Below are 16,767 nucleotides of genomic sequence, written 5' to 3'. Positions count from 1 at the left end.
CTTCAGGACGAGACCAGGTAGGAGAAGACGCTTTCCAGCGACTCGTCCGCCGGGGAGACGGTGTAGAGCCGGATGCCGGCCTCGCGGGCGACCTTCGGCAGCAGGGTGGTGAAGCCCTGGAAGTTGATCGCCTGGATGCGCAGCGCCCGCTCCTGCCAGTCGAGTTCGATGCCGGCGGTGGAGCCGTCGGCGATCAGGGCGGCGGCCAGGCGGCGGTCGTCGCTGGAGCGGACCAGGTAGCGGTGCGGCCGGTCGGTCATCAGGCGGCGGATCTCGCGGAAGTCGCCGGAGGCGGCGTGCCGGCCGGCGACCACCACCTCGATGTGCCGGGCCAGCTGCTCGACCTCCTCCAGGATGTGCGAGGAGAACAGCACGGTCCGGCCGTCGGCGCCGAAGCGGCGGAGCAGTTCCATGAGCTGGAGGCGCTGGCGCGGGTCCATGCCGTTGAACGGCTCGTCGAGCAGCAGTACCGCCGGGTCGTGGACCAGCGCGGAGGCCATCTTGACCCGCTGCTTCATGCCCTTGGAGTAGGTGCCGGTGTGCCGGTCCTGGGCGTACTCCATCTCGACCAGGCCGAGGGCGCGCTTGGCGGCGGCGCCGGGGTCGGCAAGGCCGTGGAGCTGGGCGTTGGCAAGGACGAACTCCCACCCGGTCAGGTAGTCGTACATCGACTCCCGCTCGGGGACGAGCCCGATCTGCCGGTAGACCTCCTGGTTGCGCCAGATCGGGGCGTCGTCGAGGGTGACGGCGCCGGCCGAGGGGGCGAGGAAGCCGCTCATCATGTGGATGAGGGTCGACTTGCCGGCGCCGTTCGGGCCGAGCAGGCCGGTGATGCCGGGGCCGATCCGCATGGAGACGTCGTTGACGGCGACCACGTTGCCGAACCAGCGGGAGACCTTGTCGATGGTGATGACGGCCATGGCTGCCTCTCAGACGTTCCGGTAGCGGCGGAGCAGCAGGCCGTACGAGCCGGCCACCAGGACGGCGATCTCCGCGGCGAAGACAAAGGCGGCGAGCGGGCCGGGCGCGTGCAGCACCTGCGGGGCGGTGACCAGACCGAAGACCTGGTTGACCAGGCCGTCCACCAGGGTGGCCGGGGAGAGCGTGGCGGCCCAGTTCGCGGACTCCACCGGGTCGTGCCGCAGGCCGCCGTTCAGGCCGAGGACGAAGGTGGCGATCACACTGCTGATCACCAGCATGCCCATGATGGCCGCGACGCCGAAGCCGCGGCGCGGGGTCGCGGCGGCGATCAGCAGCCCGAGCGCGGCGTACAGCAGCGCGTACAGGGCGGCGGCCGCCAGGCCGTACAGCAGGTGCACGGTGCTGGTGCCGAACGGCAGGCCGGCCAGCAGCGAACCGAGGTAGAGCACCGCCATCGGCAGGGTCATCAGCAGCATCAGCGCACTGGCCATCGCGGCGAACTTGGCGCGGACGTAGTCGCCGCGGGTGATCGGCCGGGAGAAGTACAGCGGCACGATGTGGTGGCGCAGGTCGCGCGAGAGCAGCACCGGCGCCTGGGCGGCCAGGAAGATCTCCGGGAAGAGCCCGAAGCTGGTCAGGTACTGGGTGAAGTCCATCGGCAGCGACTTCAGATCGGTGATGACCACGACGGCGACCACCACGACGGCGGGCAGGCCCATCGCGGCCAGCACCAGCATCGGCAGCACCTTGGACTTGCCGGAGCGGCCGAGGCCGTACGCGGCGCGCAGGCTCTGGGTGTAGAGCGAGCGGGTCGCGTACGAGCGGCCGAGGCGGGGGCCGGTGTAGTTGCGGTAGCCGATGTCGTGGATGACACCGGACTGGACCTCAGACGGCAGTGCCATCCGGAACACCTCCCGTGTGGATGTCGTCGGGACCGTCGGCCTGGGCGGCGTGGGTGGCCTCGGTGGCCGGGGTGGCCTGAGTGGCCTGGCTGCCGATGTGGCCCGCGCTGTCGTCGGCGAAGATCTCGGCCACCCGGTGCCGGCGCTGCTCCAGGCGGACCAGGCCGAGGCCGAGTTCGGCCACGGTGTCGCGGACGGTGTCGTAGGTGTCCTCGCCGGCGATCTCCACCAGCAGCAGCCGCGGACCGTCGGCGCGCACGGACAGACCGGCAGTGGAAAGCCGCTCCCGGACGGTCTCCTCGGCGTCGGTGACCTCGACGGCGAGCAACTGGGTCGCCTCGGTGAAGGAGGCGGTGGAGGAGGAGCGCAGCAGCCGGCCGCCGTCGATCACCACCAGGTGGTCGCAGGTGCGCTCCAGCTCGCCGAGCAGGTGGGTGGTGACCAGCACCGAGATGCCGAAGTCGCTGTGCACCCGGCGGATCAGCGCCAGCATGTCGTCGCGGCCGACCGGGTCCAGACCGTTGGTCGGCTCGTCCAGCAGCACCAGCTGCGGGTCGTGGACCAGCGCCTGGGCCAGCTTCACCCGCTGCTTCATGCCGGTGGAGTAGCCGCCCATCGGGCGGTAGCGTTCCTCGTACAGCCCGACGTGGCGCAGGATGTCGGCGGTCCGCTCGCGGGCGGCAGCCGCCGGGAGCCCGGACATCCGCGCCATGTGGACGACGAACTCGGTGGCCGAGACGTCCGGCGGGAGACAGTCGTGCTCCGGCATGTAGCCGACACGCTCGCGGATCGCGGGGCCCTCGGTGGCGATGTCGAGGCCGAGCACCTGGCCGGTGCCCTCAGTCGCCGGGGAGAGGCCGAGCAGGATCTTGATCAGGGTGGACTTGCCGGCGCCGTTCGCTCCGACCAGGCCGACCACCCCGGGCTGCACCTCAACGGTGAGCCGGTCGAGGGCGGTGACCCGGGGGAACCTCTTGGTGAGGCCGTCCGTCTTGATGACAGTGGACACGTCCCACAACGTATCCCCACGCGCCCGTGGGCGGTATGAGCTGGGAAGCGGATCTCCGATCAGCCTTCAGGATGACCCGCCGGGCCCGACCCCTAGGGGAGACGGACCCGGCGGAGCCCGAACTCACTCCAGCAGACTGCTCTGCAGCGCCAGGACCTGCCGGAACGCGTTCAGCGGAACGCCCTTGGCGTTGGACAGCTCCACGATCGCCACCACGTCGCCCACCTGGAAGTACGCGATCCGCCCGGTGGGATCGCCGCCGCCGGCCTTGGCGTCGGCGACGCGCACGTCGAGCGTGCCGGAGCCGATCGGGTAGTTGGTCATCGAGTCGTACTTCGAGGACTCGAGGTGCCGGCTGCTGTTCTGCAGGGCGATGCTGCGGCGGAACTCGATCGCCTCCGCCGAGGAGCCGAAGCGCAGCAGCCTGATCTCGGTCAGCGTGCCGTCCTTGGCCGTCCAGGTCTGGGCGGCAGCGGCACGGCAGGCGTTGGTGGTCAGCATCGCGCCGACCGCGGCGGTGTCCTTGGCGAGCGCGCCCTCGCCGTCGCACGGCACCCAGCGGCCCGGCACCGGCGGCAGGGTCGCCGCGGACGCCGAGCCGCTCGGTGACGCCGAGGCGGAACCGGACGCGGAGGCGGAGGCGGAGGCGGACGGGCTTGCGGTGCTGCCGGCGCTCCCGCTGGGAGACGCCGTCGCGGACGCGGCGGACGTGGCACCCGCGTTCTCCGCGGAGTTGATGCCCTTGGCGCCCTTGGGTACGGGCAGCACCAGGGCGCGCAGGTCCGCCGCGTGCCGGCCCTTGGTGTCCTTCGGCGCGGCCGCACCCGAGGGCAGCGGCGGCAGCGTCAGCGCGGGGAAGGCGTAGCGGCCGTCGTTCGGGGTCGCCAGGCCGGGCACGTCGGTGCGGTCGGGCAGGGTGACCGCGACGGCGGTCGCCGTACCCGTCACCACCAGCAGGGCGGCCAGTGCGACCACGCGCAGCAGCTTCTTCCGGTCCCGGCGTGGGGCCGTCGGCTCGGCCGGCTCCGGCGCATCGGCCTCGGGCTGCTCGGGGGTTCCGGTGGTGCCCTCGGTGCCCTCGGTGTGCTCGGTGCCCTCGGTGTGGTCGGTGCGCTCCGGGGTGTCCGCAGGCTGGTCCGGCGTGGTGGCCCCGGCCTGCTCGGGGGTCTCCTCCGGCTGGGAGGGGGTGATGTCGGTGCTCATACGGAGGCTCCCGGGCGTGCCAGACGGTCCAACTGCTGACGGAAGAGGTCGACGACCTTGTCCTGGTTGACGGGTGCGGCGCCCGAGACCTCCATGGTGACCAGGAGGTCACCTTCGGCCGAGAAGCAGTGCACGAAGTCGAGCTTGTCGCCCGGCCGCAGCGGCGGAAGCACGCACCGCGCCCCGGGGTGGCCCGGTACCTCCGGCCCGCGCCGGAAGACCCCGGTGTCGTCGACCATCGCGCCGTACAGCTCGGTGGTCTGCGAGACGGCCTGCTGGTTGAACTGGTCGAGGTAGACCTCGACCAGCAGGTCGCCGTGGTCGGACTGGTAGGTCCGGACGCCGGAGGCCTTGAAGTGGAGCGCCTCCCACGCCGAGCGGACCCGGTCCTGGTACTGCTTGGGAATGTCGTCCAGGTTCTTCTGCAGGCGCTTGGCGAGCAGGTCCGAGCCGAGTTCGGCGTCGTTGCCGAGAGAGCCGGCGTCCGGACCGAGCGAGAAGCCGGACGGCATCGGCAGCAACAGGTCGCGCATGGCACCGAAGTGGTTGCCGTTCGACTTGGCACCCCACGCCGGGCTCGCGCTCGCCGACGGCTGGGCCGGGGCGGCCGCGACGGCGGGCCGGTCGTCGTAGCGGACCTTGATGATCGCCTCGCCGATGCCGACGCCGACCAGGGCGGCGGCGAGCACGGCGGCGGCCGCGCGCAGCAGCGGCCGCGACGGGCGGGCGGGCGGCGCGGTGGACGTGGTGTCAGCAGTGGTGTCAGCAGTGGCGTCAGCGGCGAGGTCGGGTGCACCGGACGACTCGCCGTCGACGGGCTGCGGCGCCGCGCCGTGGTCGGCCTCGGCGGGTTCGGCCTGCTCGATCACGGCCTGCTCGATCACGGTCGGCGTGGTGGCCGTCGGCTCGGCGGCCTGCGGCTCGGCGGGCGTGGGCTCGGACGTCTCCGGCTCACCGGGGGTGTGGATGTCGGTCACGCGAGTCGCTCCCACTGGCGCTTGGCGAGGTCTTCGAGCTGGGCCTTGTCGACCTGGGACGGCGCGAACACCTCGATGTCCATCACCACGTCACCCCTGCGGGCGATCGCCTCGCCGAACCAGAACTCCTCGGTGCTCTCGGCGTAGTGATCGGCCTTGGAGAACACGGTCACCGTGCCGTCCGGATTGCCGGGGATCTTCGACAGGCTCGCGTTGGCCCCCGGTCCGTCCTTCGCCTGGCTGATGGCGTTGTCCGCGTGGTCGGGGAAGTACTGGATCAGCTGGACCCGGTACTTCGTCCCGCCGGAGTCCCACCCGACCACCGCCGTCCGGCGGAAGCCCTTCTCGAGGAGCAGCCGGAACACCTGGTCGCCGTCACCGACGGTCTCGGCCATGTCGGCGGCGCTCATCCAGTGGTCGTGGCCGTCCTCCTCGGAGATGTCCTTGGCACCGTCCGGCACCTTGACCAGCAGGTCACGCAGGTCGCCGTCGATGTTCAGCGGCTGCGGGCCGGCCGCGGCGAGGGCGGCGGGGTCGATCCGCTCGGCCGGGTAGCCGAGCTTCACGGCGGCGATCGCGGGCAGCGGGGTGGCGGGACGGGCGGCCTGGATCGCGTAGCCCACGCCGGCGCCGACCAGCGGGCCGAGCAGGACGGCGGCGAGCAGCAGCCTCGGGGTGGACAGACGGCGGCGCGGGCGGACAGTGTCCTCGGCGCCGACCGCCAGCAGGTCCTGCGCCTCCGGCAGGTCGTGGGGAAGGCTCTCGGCGTCGGGTGCCGGCGCCTGGCCGGGTACCGCAGGATCGGTCGCGGTGGTCTCGGCCGGCTGCTCGGTCGGGGCCGGCTGCTCGGTCTCGGCCGGCTGCTCGGTCGGGGCCGGCTGCTCGGTCTCGGCCGGCTGCGCGGTCAGGGCCGGCTGCGCGGTCGCGGCGGGGTCGGGCTTGGGCGGGAGGGCCGGTTCGGGCGCCTCGGGTCCCGCGGTGTCGGTGCTCAAGGAAGGCTCCTGGAAAGGTGGTCGAGGGTGCGGCGTCAGCCGTTGGCGAGGCGGTCGCGCTGACGCTTCATCGCATCGGCGAGCAGCGCCCTGTCGGGATCGCCCTTCACGCTGACCCGGATCTCGAAGACGACGTCGCCCTGGTAGCCGACGCCGACCATCTCGCCGGTGTAGGCCTGCTGTTCGGGCTTGAAGGCCCATCCCTTGGCGCCGTCGACGCCGTCGACGTCGAAGGAGTCGCCCTTGAAGGAGGAGTTCTGGGCGAAGCCCTTCGCCCGGTCCGCGCGGCCGAACTTCTTCAGCTCGGTGGTCACCTCGACCTTGCCGTCCCGGGTGCGGTAGGTGCGGGTGGACGCGCCCTCGAAGCCCCAGGAGTCGAGGACTCCCTTGATGTCGGTGTCCTTGGAGTACTGGGCCGCGATGTCGTCCATCGTCATGTCCGTACCGTCCGGGGAGCCGTACGGGTCCGCCTGGTCGGGCACCGGGAGGAGGAAGTACCGCAGGTCACCGCTGTGCTTGCCGCCGGAGACCGAGCCGCTCAGGGTGCTCGTCGGCTTCGGCGCCGCGGTCGGGGTGGGCGTGGGGGTCGGCGTCGGCGTGGCCGACTCGGACGGGCTCGCCGACGCAGTGGGGGACGCCGAGGCGGGCGCGGCGGCGACCGCACGCGGGGCGGACTCCGGCTTGCCGACGGCCACGGTGACCGTGGCGCTGGCCGCCGTCACCGCGAGCAGGCCGGCGACCACCAGCGCCCGGCGGGTGCCCCGCGAGGCCTTGCGGGGCCCGGTCGGGGTCAGGAGCAGGGGATCGACCGCCGGGGCGACCAGGTCGGCCGGGTCGGCGACAGTCGGCTCTGCGGTGGTCGGCTCTGCGACGGTCGCTTCCACGATCGTGGGCTCGGCAGGTGCGGGCTCCGCAGGCGTGGGCTCGGCCGCGGACTGCTGGGCCTCCGGCGTCGTGGCCGGTTCCGGTTCGGCCGGAGTGGGCGCGGGGTCGGGCACGGACAAGGGTCTCCCCCAAAGTGGCGTCTCGAAGAAGTCCCGCACAGGAGCCCGACCGGCCTCCCCCCGTCGGCGCGGTGGGCCTGGATCACCGTGCGGTCTGGGAATTATGAGAGTCCGCCACGCCCACGAACAACACAATTCCCCAGGGCAATAGGCCCATACGCGACCCAATCAGACACGCCGTGATCGAACCGCAACGGGACCGACCGAGGAATGAGAACCGGCACCCCCGACGAGGGCCCAGGACGAGCCCCGACAGGCCCGATTCCGACAGGGAATGACGGTGCGCCAAGGGGCCGCGCGGGCCCGGTGCGTACCGCCCCGCCGGCTCCGAACGCCGGGAACGGCAGAGCCCGGAGGCTCTGCCGTTCCCTAGTGCGCCGGTGTTTTCTGTGTCGAGGTCAGTCGTCCGAGGCCGGGGCCTGCGGTTCGACCGGAGGCTCGGGGGACTTCGGAGCCTCGCGCTTGGTGAGGTCCGGGGTGCTCGGGGCTGCCGGGGCGTCCTGCGGCTCGGCGGTAGCCTTCTCCGCCTCCTCGGGCTTCTCCGCGTCCTGGGGCTTCTCCGCGTCCTGGGGCTTGTCCGCGTCCTGGGGCTCCGGAGCGCTCGGGGCGGCCGGGGGCTCGGGAGCGGCCGGGGGCTCCGGCGCAGTCGGCGGAGCCTGCGGTGCGGTGGTCCACAGGCCGGCCGCCTCGCCGAGGGCGATGTCCAGCCGCTCGCGGCGGATCCGGCGGTCGACGTAGAGCAGTCCGTGCGTGACGGGCGCCAGCGGCATGGTGAGCGCCATGGCCAGCAGGAAGCCGATCAGCATGACGGCGATCAGGAGCAGCAGGCTGCCGAACGCCATCGACGGCCCGTCACCCGGGTCGCCGTCCGCGGTCGGCAGCACGGCCACCATGCCCACGAACATGAAGGGGAGCCACACGAACTGCGCGGCGAACGACCCGATCATGTTCACCACGTACGGGATGAGGAGGCTGCGCCACCAGGCGCCCTCGTTCAGCTTCCACGCACGGCGGACCGCGGCGACAACGCCGCTCTCCTCCAGCACCAGCACCGGCACCAGCAGGGCCAGCCGGACGGCGGCGTAGATCGCCACGCCGTAGATCACCATCATCAGCGGGAAGGCGACCACTCCCACCCCCGCACTCCGGGTGAGCAGGCCGACCAGGGCCGACAGCACCCCCACCACGAGCACCGCGCCGAGCAGGCCGGCACCCAGCAGCAGGTACGAGCCGAGCACCCGCCACAGCCAGCGCCGCGACTCCGCCCACACCTGGCCTGCGGTCACCCGCCGGCCGATCACGGCATGGCGCATCACCACGGTGGCGGTCGTGCTGCTGACCACCGACATCGCGGTGAAGCAGGCGATCAGCAGCAGCGAGCCGATCGAGACGACCGAGATCAGCGAGGCGACCTCACCGCTGGTCGGCTCGTAGAAGCTGTCGTCCTGGACCGACCGGTAGAGGTCGCCCAGCACGGCGTTCGCGGTAACGGCGATGCCGATCACCACCGCCACCGACACACCGACCACCACGAGCAGCGGCAGGTAGAGCGGGGCGGCGTAGCGGCGGAGGGTGGCGAACACTCCGCTGATGACGTCACCGAAGGTGAGCGGGCGCAGCGGCACGACGCCGGGCTGCGGCGCGGGCGGCCAGCCGTACCCGTATCCCGGACCCGGGCCCGGACCCTGGCCGTAGCCGGGACCGGGTCCATAGCCGTAGCCCGCGTACCCGGGGCCCTGGCCGTAGCCGGGGCCCTGTCCGTAGCCCGCGTACCCCGGACCCTGGGCATAGCCGGGACCCTGGCTGTGACCCGGACCCGGGCCGTGGCCCGGCCCCTGTGCCGGACCCTGGGCCGGTCCCTGTCCGTACGGTGTTTCGGGGCGTTGCCCCTGGCTGTCCGTCATCCCCGTGAGTCCCCCTCCGATGGCCCTGAGGCCCGATGAAGTTGTCCGTCCGCCGGGTCAGGCGGCGGCGTTGAGCTGGCGCAGTCGGTCGACCGTGGCCAGGAAAAGGAAGAAGTTCGGGATCTTCGCGACCGGGGTGTTCGACCAAGCGAGCAGCTTGCCAGCCTTGGCCAGGAAGACGACACCGTTTTTGATCTCGAACCGCTGGATCTCGCTCCACGCCACCGATCCGCGCTTCGGCGTCGCGACACCGCCGGTCGTCACCGCGATGTCGCCGAAGCGCACGGTCTCCCCGTTGCCGAGGGCCGCGAGCACGCCGGGCAGCTGCGAGTTGGTGATGGCGTGCTGGATGATCAGGCCCCAGCGCTCCGGGTTGGCGAAGAAGTTGGTGAGCTTGAGGGTGGAGCCGTCCTGCTTGTAGAGCGTGTAGAGGTAGGTCGTACCGACGTAGACGCCGTTGGCGTAGCGCCGGGTGATCTGCTGGAGGACGGCCATCGAGTCCCAGCGGAACGCCTCGACCGGGCCGGTGTGGTCGGCGACCACGAGGCCGTACTCGAAGAAGTGGAGGCGATGGGCCGCCTTCTTGCGCGACACGTTGGGCGACTGCAGCAGCAGGTAGCCGAAGAACAGGCCGGGCAGCACGAACAGGAGCAGGCCGAGCAGCACGAAGAAGACCATCCCCGCCATCCACAGGACGCCCTGCCGCTTGGGCAGGAACGTCTCGCGGTGCGGTCCGAGCCCGTGGGCTGCGGCCAACGCCTCGACGGCTTCGGGGAGTCGCTCCTGGGTGACCGGAACGGTGGGTGCGGCCATGGTGCCTCTTTCAGAACGTGCAAGGTGCCCGCGTCGACGACCGAACGGGCGAGCGGATCATACGGCAGTCGTATCTCTCCGCCGCGACCCCCTCACCCCCCTCACGACCTGCGAAGTCGCCAACGCCTCGCACCTGCGCACCTGTCGCCCGGCCCGGTCACCCACCCCGTCACGCGACCGTCTCCGTGCCACCCGTCCGGCCCGGCCGGGCCCCGACCCGCACCGAACCCGCGGCCAGCAGTACGAACGCCACCGCCGCCGCACCCACCAGCACAACGCCGACGTCCACGCCCCCGAAGTCCGTGTCGGCCGGCCACGGCGCCACCCAGCCGGCCGGGTCGACCAGTACCCGCTCGGTCCGCCCGACCTGGCCGCTGCCGTAGCAGCCGTCGGTGAGAACCGCGTGCGGCAGCGGGACGCCGTCCACCCGGCGCAGGTCGCAGTGCCAGGTGACACCCCGTCCCTTGACCGCATGAGCGGCCGTCACCACCACATCGGTCGGCACGCCCCGGTGCATCATCACCTCGGCCTTGAACACCGAGCCCGGCACCGCCAGCAGCCCCACCCCGAGCACGGCCCCGACCAGGACCACCCACGTCCGCCCGGACACCACCCCCAGCACCAGCAGCGCACCGACCAGCAGCAATGCGCCCGACACCATCCCCGGCGCCAGGTAGTCCGGATCGGTCGCGAGCACCGCCGCCCCCACCAACCCCACCGGCCCCACCACCGCCGTCACCCGAGCCACCCACCCGGCCGCCCGCCCCGACACCCGCACCGCACGCCCCCGCCCGCCCCGTCACTCTTCTCGGAACACGGTCTCACCGCAGGTGCGGACAGGCCATGGGCGTTCACACGTCGCCCCTCGGCCGTTCCGGCCGGGGACGCTCCACGCGAGCGTCTCGCGAAGCGTCCCGGCGGGATCGGCGCGGGGCGGCGCGGGCGGTGATCAGCCGAGCTGGGCCAGGCCCTCGGTGGCGATCCGCTCGAAGACGGCGAGATCGTTCTCGAAGATCGAGTCCGGGACGGGCCAGTGGATCACCAGCTCGGTGACGCCCAGTTCCTGGTACGTGCCGGCCCAGTCGACGAAGGCGTCCAGGGACTCCAGCGGCTTCTCCGCCGTCGAGCCCTGGAGCAGCACCTTCTCCAGCGTCGCCACGTCCCGGCCGGTCGCCTCGCAGGCCACGGCCAGCTTCTCGATCTGCTTGGCGATCACCGCGGGCGCCTGCTCGACCGGCACATCCGCCGGGCCCTTCGGGTCGCCGTACGTCACCCAGCCCTGCCCGTACTCGGCCGCCAGCCGCAGGCCCCGCGGGCCGGTCGCGGCGACGTAGAACGGCAGCCGCGGCGTCTGCACGCAGCCGGGGATGTTCCGCGCCTCGACCGCCGAGTAGTACGTGCCCTCATGCGTGGTGGCGTCGTTGCGCAGCAGGTCGTCCAGCAGCGGCAGGAACTCGCCGAAGCGGTCCGCCCGCTCCTTCGGCGACCACGCCTCCTGCCCCATCGCCGTCGCGTCGAAGCCCGTCCCGCCGGCCCCGATGCCCAGCGTCAGCCGCCCGCCGGACACGTCGTCCAGCGTGATCAGCTCCTTGGCCAGCGTCACGGGGTGGCGGAAATTCGGCGAGGTGACGAGCGTGCCCAGGCGAAGCCGCTCGGTCGCCGTCGCGGCCGCCGTCAGGGTCGGCAGCGACCCGAACCACGGCTCCTCCCGGAAGCTCCGCCACGACAGGTGGTCGTAGGTGTACGCGGCGTGGAAGCCGAGGTCCTCGGCTCGACGCCAGATCTTCTGCCCCTCGCTCCACCGGTGGATGGGGAGGATCACGGTGCTCAGACGCATGGCACCGACCCTACGCGCACGCTCGGGTGGGCGGGTGCCTACCAGGAGCGCCGCACAAGCCCGACCGCCGGGTCACCGGCGGTCCGGTGGCTCGGGTCCGCCAGGCCTGGCTCGCCCGGCGTCGCGTGCGGTTTCGACGGCGTCGACCCGCGCAGCCATCGGCCTTCGATCACCTGGACCAGCGGGTCGCCGAGTTCCGCAGCCGTCCCCTCAACCAGGGCCCCTACACGTTCCTCTGGGTCGACGCCCTGGAAGGCCGTCATTCAACCGGACCCGAGAGGTCGAAGACGGGCCGCTGCTCCGGGTCGGTCGGCGTCCAGATCGAGAAGATCCACTCTCCGTACGGGAAGTCGCTGATGACCTCGAGCGAGCCGCCGTCGCCGAGGACGAGGGCGATGTCCCCATAGGGGCCGTGCCGGTCGAGACGGACATCCACCACCTCCCGGCCGGTGAGGGCCGCAGCCAGTTCCTCGGCCGGGGACTGCTCCCGGGACGACAGCTCAGCGCCGTCCGGCCCGTCGGCGGGGTGGAGGATCCACTCGGTGTTGATCCGCAGGCCCCAGCCGTCGCCGCCGAGGCGGATGCCGTCGGAGTCTGCCTCGACCGTCGACACCGGCAGAGGAAGGTGCGGCCGGACATCGGCCAGGATCGGGTCCATCACGGCTCCAGTTCGAGGTGTGTGCGCTCGCGTACGTGCTGCTTCGGGGTCATACCGGGCGGAAGCTTCTTCGGCGGCTGGACCGGCTTCCCCGTGAACGGACTGACCGGAGCATCCGTCGCGTTGGTGAAGGACGCCCGCAGCCCAGCCGCTCCGTTGGCCTGCGGTTGCATGATCCGGATCCGGTTGCCGCCCGGCAACTCGTAGCCCGTGCCGGCCGACTTCGTGGGGAAGGTGCCGAAGCCGGGCGCACCGGAGGTGACCGCCCCGTTCAGGCCGGCCTCGAGGCGGGCGGCGCTGGTCGGGAGGGCCACTCCGTTCGAACCGACAACGAAGTCGGCGTCGCCGTACCAGTGCGGTGAGAGACCGAGCGGGTCGATCCACGCGTGCGGGTTGTCGACGTAGGCGAGCGGATTCGGCGACGGGATCAGCCCGAGCGGGTCCGGCGAGATGTAGCGGGCGGTCTCGGGGTCGTAGTACCGGTGCAGGTTGTAGTGGAGGCGGGTCTCGGGGTCGTAGTACTGGCCCGGGAACCGCAAGGGTGTGTAGGTCGCACTGTCAGCCGGCCAAGCGGTGCGGCCCCACAGTGTGGAGGACGCCTGCCAGGCGATCTGTCCGGTGGCGGGGTCGAGGATCTCGCTGGGGGTGCCGACCAGGTCGGTGACGATCGCGAAGAAGCGGCGGTCTGTCTCGTCCTGGGTATTACCCGTTGTGCGGGCCGTGATCGCCTCGTTCTGGGCCAGCGGCCGGACTCCTTGGTGGTCCCAGGTGATGACATGTCGGCCCGGGAGTGCGGGGGCCTCGGTCCACTGTTCCACGAGGACGGTGCCGTCCCAGGTGAAGTGGGTCTGCTCGACGGCTGCTCCGGCCTCGTCGAGGCGGCACTTGGCGATCCGTCGCCCGAACGGGTCGTAGGTGTAGCGCCAGCGCGATCCGTCCGGGGTCCTGACCTCGGCGAGCCGGTTCTCGTCGTCCCAGGTGTAGTGCCAGGTGGCGGGAGCCTTCGACAGGCGGGTCTGCCGGCGGAGGGTCATGCGGCCGGCGGAGTCGTACTCGTAACGGACACGGCCCGCCGCGGTGAGCCGAGTGCCCGTGTACTCCCGGGCGCCGAGCGCGGTCTCGCCGCCGACCTGCCGTGGCCAGTCGGCGGTCAGTTGGTTCCCGTTCGGGTCGTAGGTGTACTGCTCCGTCCAGGTCTCGGCCCGAACCGCGACGACCCGGCCGGTCGGCGAGACGTCGAAGGTGCGGCCTCCGCGCAGCGAATCGCGCAGCCCGACGAGGTGGCCGTCGGCGCGGTACTCGTACTCCTGCTGCTGGAGGACCGGTCGGTCCGCCGAGGCGGTGGTGCGGAGGCTCTGCCCGACGAGGGCGTGCCGGTCGTCCCAGTCGCTGGTGAGTGTGAGGTGGTCTCCGATGGTGCGTTCGCGCTCCCGGCCGATCGCGTCGTAGGCGAAGCCGAACCTGCCGCCGCCAGTGGTGAGCGCTGCCGGGCGGCCCGCGGCGTCGTACTCCCAGACGCTGGTGTGCCCGGAGGGCGTGGTCCGCCCGAGGCGCCGGCCGAGGCGGTCCCGGGTGACGGACAGGGTACGGCCGTTCACCGACTCGGTGAGAAGTCTGCCGAGTGCGTCGACGGTTCGCAGGATCTCCGCGTCCGGACCGGAGGCCCGGGTCAGGTGGCCCGACGGGTCATAGCCGTACACGGTCCGGCGGTCGCCGACGGTCCGGCTGACGGTGCGCCCCATCAGGTCGTACCCGAAGACGGTCTGCCGGCCCAGCGGGTCCGTGACCGCCGTGAGCTGCCCGGCGCCGTCGAGTGTGTAGCCGAGGGTCCGGCCGTCGAAGTCGGTCTCGCCGACGAGGCGGCCGGCGTCGTCGTAGGTGTACTTCCAGGCCTGGCCGATGGCGTTGGTGACTGCCACGAGCTGCATGTTCGCGTCGTGGGTGAAGGTCATCCTGCTGCCGTCGGGAGTGGTGCGCGCCGCGAGGGTCTCGAAGTGGGTGTATTCGAGGGTGGTCACCTGGCCGAGTTCGTCGGTGTGGGTGAGGTTGTTGCCCTCGCCGTCGTAGGTCCACGACTGAGTGGAGCCGTCGGCAGCCGTACGCGTCGCCAGGTTCCCCTCGACAGTCCAGGTCAGCCGGGTGATGCCGCCGAGTGGATCGGTGATGGTGCGAATGCGACCGAAGGCGTCGCGGGTGAGCCGGGTGAGAGCTCCGGTCGGACCGGTGAGCTCGACCGGCAGGCCAGCCGCGTTGCCGGTGACGAGGCTGGTGTTGCCGAGCGCGTCCGTGATCGAGGTGAGGTGGCCGAGTTCGTCGTGGGTGTAACGCGTGGTGGCACCGAGTGGGTCGGTCAGCGCGGTGCGCAGGCCGCTGTCGTCGTACTCCTGCTGCCAGGTGGCGCCGCCGGGCTCGGCGATGGTGACGGGCAGGCTGAGGCGGTCGGAGTAGGTAACCGTGGTCTGCTCGCCGTCGGGGCGCGTCACGCGGACCAGGTCGCCGGCGCCGTCGTACTCGTAGCGGGTGGTGCGGCCGAGGGGGTCCGTCTCGGCCAGGAGGCGGTCGTAGTCGTCGCGTTCGTAGGTGGTGGTGTGGCCCAGGGGGTCGGTGACGGCGGTGATCTGGGCGTTTTCGTTGATCAGGTAGGTGGTGGTGTGACCGAGGACGTTGGTCTCGGTGTGGGTGCGCAGGCCGGTTTCGGGGTCGGGGTCGCCGTAGGCGAAGTGGAAGCGCAGGGTGCCGTCGGCGCCACCCTCGTCGGTGATCCGGTCGTGCTGGTCGTAGGTGTAGCGGTACTGGGAGTTGTTGCGGTCGGTCCAGGACAGGACGCGGCCGACTGCGTCGTTGGCGAAGCGCATGGGCTTGCCGCTGGAGTTGTAGACGGCGGTGAGGTCGCCGTCGGTGTAGCTGTAGCGCATCAGCAACGCGTCGCCGCCGGATTCGGTGGCGTTGGCGAGGCGCAGGGCGGTGATGCGGTCGGCGTCGACGGTGACGAGGAGCTTGTAGCCGCCGGAGTGGGTGATGGCGAGGGGGATGCCGTCCTCGTCGTAGCTGAAGGTGTAGTGGCGGCCGTGGCGGTCGCGTACTCGGGTGAGGAGGGCTTCGTCGCGCTCGGGGGTGGGGGTGAACTCCTTGAGCAAGCCGGTGGCCGGGTCGGTGACCGTGTAGAGGCCGTCGGTCAGGTCGAGTTCGTGGCGGGAGCCGGCGGACGCGAACACCGGGTCGCCGGGTTCGGGGTGGGGGTAGGCCTGGGTGATCCGGTCGGCACGGATGTGGACGACGCCCTGTTCGTCGATCTCCAGGCGTTCGTCGAAGGTGCAGATCCACTTCGGGCCCATCCAGCGGCCGGTCAGCAACCCGGACTCGAAGTTGCGGGTGAACTCCAGTGGGAGGGAGCCTGGGAGGGAGGCGTCGACCTGGTCGATGAACATCCGGCCGGTGGCGATGTCGACGGGCTCGCCGGGGCACTTGCGGGAGTCGTGGCGGCGGCCCTCGGTGCGCGGCTTCTGCACCTGATCGCGGCCGCGCCGCTTGGGGTGGGAGGTGCCGCGCGGGCCGTGGCCGCCGGAGCCGGCGCGGGGGTGGGGGACGCCCTTGCCGCCGTGGCCGCTGAGGATCTTCTCGAGGTCCTTGGCGTGCTTGGCCTCGACCTCGCGGGTGTTGTGGGCGACCTTCTTCAGGTTGTCGCCGGCCTTCTTGTAGAAGCCCTTCAGCGCCTTGCCGGCGTCCTCGGCCAGGGTCTTGCCGAGCTTCTCGGCGCCGTGTTCGAGTGCCTTGACGATCTGGTTGCTCATTCGAAGCTCACCCCCGCGATCTTGGACTGGAACGCCTGCGCGTGACCGGCGACGGTCTCGGCGTGGTCGTGCATCATCCGGGCGTGGTCGTCGAGGGCGTCCGGGTCGATCCGGAAACCGGTGCCGCCACCGCCGCCGCTCACCCCGAGCGCGGACTCCGCCGCCTGGAACACCAGCCCGGACACGGCGTTCGCCACAGTGTCGATCAACGGTTCGATCGCGGCCTCGACCACCTGGGCGATGATGTACTGCTCCAGTTGCTGTTCCAGGTAGTTGATCAGGCGCTTCGCGGTCTCCTCGATCAGGATGACGGCGGCCTCGGCCGCGCCGAAGGTGGCCACCGCGGCGGCCTGATCGGCGACGAACGCCGCAGCCAGACCGATGAGTTCACCTATCGTCTCGACCTTCATCGCCACGATCACGTCGGCCGCGACGTCCAGCGCGTCCGCCACCACGTGGCAGGCCTGCACCAGTTGGGTGAGGTGCTGCTCGGAGACCGACGCCCACTTGGCGAGCAGCGCCTCGTAGGAGGCTCCCTCGTACGCCTGGCCCAGCTGGTGGACCGTCGCGGTGGACTCCTGGTGCGCGGACTCCACGTTCTGTGCGAACTCCCGTACGTGCGAGGCGAACTCCCGCACGCTGTCCTCGTTCACCGTCGGCCAGTTGATACCGATGAACGACAGGAACTCCACAACCTCGCCCGGCAGTTCGATTGCCATGCACAGTCCTCCCCCGTGACCGCAAACGCGTACGACC

Annotated in this window: 14 protein-coding genes; all 14 read right to left on the bottom strand. The window is 71.5% G+C overall.

Features of this window, described 5'->3' with window-relative positions:
• Positions 1 to 2: 2 nt before the first annotated feature.
• The 14 genes from FHR36_RS32290 to FHR36_RS32220 all read right to left on the bottom strand — a co-directional run bounded on the left by FHR36_RS32290 (position 3) and on the right by FHR36_RS32220 (position 16,730).
• Positions 3 to 920: an ABC transporter ATP-binding protein gene (locus FHR36_RS32290; RefSeq protein ID WP_253802976.1), complete on the bottom strand. Its 918-nt coding sequence runs from the start codon at positions 918 to 920 to the stop codon at positions 3 to 5.
• 9 nt (positions 921 to 929) lie between these two features.
• Positions 930 to 1,823, bottom strand: coding sequence for an ABC transporter permease (locus FHR36_RS32285; protein ID WP_253802972.1), 894 nt, complete (start codon positions 1,821 to 1,823; stop codon positions 930 to 932).
• Entirely contained in the window at positions 1,807 to 2,832 is a 1,026-nt protein-coding gene (locus tag FHR36_RS32280; RefSeq protein ID WP_253802969.1) for an ABC transporter ATP-binding protein, read from the bottom strand. The genes FHR36_RS32285 and FHR36_RS32280 overlap by 17 nt, the downstream gene beginning before the upstream one ends.
• Before the next feature lie 123 nt (positions 2,833 to 2,955).
• Positions 2,956 to 4,035, bottom strand: a complete 1,080-nt coding sequence (locus FHR36_RS32275; protein WP_253802966.1) for a hypothetical protein — start codon at positions 4,033 to 4,035, stop codon at positions 2,956 to 2,958.
• Entirely contained in the window at positions 4,032 to 5,012 is a 981-nt protein-coding gene (locus tag FHR36_RS32270) for a hypothetical protein (protein ID WP_253802964.1), read from the bottom strand. Before FHR36_RS32270 ends, FHR36_RS32275 begins: the two co-directional genes overlap by 4 nt.
• Positions 5,009 to 6,004 (bottom strand): hypothetical protein, encoded by a 996-nt coding sequence (locus FHR36_RS32265; RefSeq protein ID WP_253802962.1) that lies wholly within the window; start codon positions 6,002 to 6,004, stop codon positions 5,009 to 5,011. The genes FHR36_RS32270 and FHR36_RS32265 overlap by 4 nt, the downstream gene beginning before the upstream one ends.
• A 35-nt stretch (positions 6,005 to 6,039) precedes the next feature.
• The gene (locus tag FHR36_RS32260; protein WP_253802960.1) at positions 6,040 to 7,002 is read right to left on the bottom strand and encodes a hypothetical protein; all 963 of its coding nucleotides are present in this window, start codon (positions 7,000 to 7,002) and stop codon (positions 6,040 to 6,042) included.
• A 404-nt stretch (positions 7,003 to 7,406) separates the two neighbouring features.
• Positions 7,407 to 8,633 carry a hypothetical protein gene (locus FHR36_RS32255; RefSeq protein ID WP_253802958.1) on the bottom strand — a complete coding sequence of 409 codons (1,227 nt, stop codon included), beginning with the start codon at positions 8,631 to 8,633 and terminating at the stop codon, positions 7,407 to 7,409.
• Positions 8,634 to 8,969: 336 nt separating this feature from the next.
• The gene (locus FHR36_RS32250) at positions 8,970 to 9,725 is read right to left on the bottom strand and encodes a DUF6585 family protein (protein ID WP_253802956.1); all 756 of its coding nucleotides are present in this window, start codon (positions 9,723 to 9,725) and stop codon (positions 8,970 to 8,972) included.
• Positions 9,726 to 9,894: 169 nt separating this feature from the next.
• Entirely contained in the window at positions 9,895 to 10,464 is a 570-nt protein-coding gene (locus FHR36_RS32245; protein ID WP_253802954.1) for a hypothetical protein, read from the bottom strand.
• Positions 10,465 to 10,674: 210 nt separating this feature from the next.
• Entirely contained in the window at positions 10,675 to 11,562 is an 888-nt protein-coding gene (locus FHR36_RS32240; RefSeq protein WP_253802953.1) for an LLM class flavin-dependent oxidoreductase, read from the bottom strand.
• 259 nt (positions 11,563 to 11,821) lie between these two features.
• Positions 11,822 to 12,220 carry a hypothetical protein gene (locus FHR36_RS32235; RefSeq protein WP_253802952.1) on the bottom strand — a complete coding sequence of 133 codons (399 nt, stop codon included), beginning with the start codon at positions 12,218 to 12,220 and terminating at the stop codon, positions 11,822 to 11,824.
• On the bottom strand, positions 12,220 to 16,011 hold the full coding sequence (locus FHR36_RS32230) for an RHS repeat-associated core domain-containing protein (RefSeq protein WP_301330896.1): 3,792 nt from the start codon (positions 16,009 to 16,011) through the stop codon (positions 12,220 to 12,222). Before FHR36_RS32230 ends, FHR36_RS32235 begins: the two co-directional genes overlap by 1 nt.
• Positions 16,008 to 16,730 (bottom strand): WXG100-like domain-containing protein, encoded by a 723-nt coding sequence (locus tag FHR36_RS32220; protein WP_253802949.1) that lies wholly within the window; start codon positions 16,728 to 16,730, stop codon positions 16,008 to 16,010. Before FHR36_RS32220 ends, FHR36_RS32230 begins: the two co-directional genes overlap by 4 nt.
• Between the last annotated feature and the right edge of the window lie 37 nt (positions 16,731 to 16,767).

It is taken from the genome of Kitasatospora cinereorecta, assembly GCF_024172095.1.
Lineage (GTDB): Bacteria > Actinomycetota > Actinomycetes > Streptomycetales > Streptomycetaceae > Kitasatospora > Kitasatospora cinereorecta.
The sequence above is the reverse complement of the archived record's forward strand: the minus strand, read 5'-3'. Positions and strand labels throughout refer to the sequence as shown.

Bases quoted from the DNA above. Each gene is read 5' to 3' on its own strand.
- FHR36_RS32290 (WP_253802976.1), bottom strand. From the start codon at position 920: ATGGCCGTCATCACCATCGACAAGGTCTCCCGCTGGTTCGGCAACGTG.
- FHR36_RS32285 (WP_253802972.1), bottom strand. From the start codon at position 1,823: ATGGCACTGCCGTCTGAGGTCCAGTCCGGTGTCATCCACGACATCGGC.
- FHR36_RS32275 (WP_253802966.1), bottom strand. From the start codon at position 4,035: ATGAGCACCGACATCACCCCCTCCCAGCCGGAGGAGACCCCCGAGCAG.
- FHR36_RS32250 (WP_253802956.1), bottom strand. From the start codon at position 9,725: ATGGCCGCACCCACCGTTCCGGTCACCCAGGAGCGACTCCCCGAAGCC.
- FHR36_RS32240 (WP_253802953.1), bottom strand. From the start codon at position 11,562: ATGCGTCTGAGCACCGTGATCCTCCCCATCCACCGGTGGAGCGAGGGG.
- FHR36_RS32235 (WP_253802952.1), bottom strand. From the start codon at position 12,220: ATGGACCCGATCCTGGCCGATGTCCGGCCGCACCTTCCTCTGCCGGTG.
- FHR36_RS32230 (WP_301330896.1), bottom strand. From the start codon at position 16,011: ATGAGCAACCAGATCGTCAAGGCACTCGAACACGGCGCCGAGAAGCTC.
- FHR36_RS32220 (WP_253802949.1), bottom strand. From the start codon at position 16,730: ATGGCAATCGAACTGCCGGGCGAGGTTGTGGAGTTCCTGTCGTTCATC.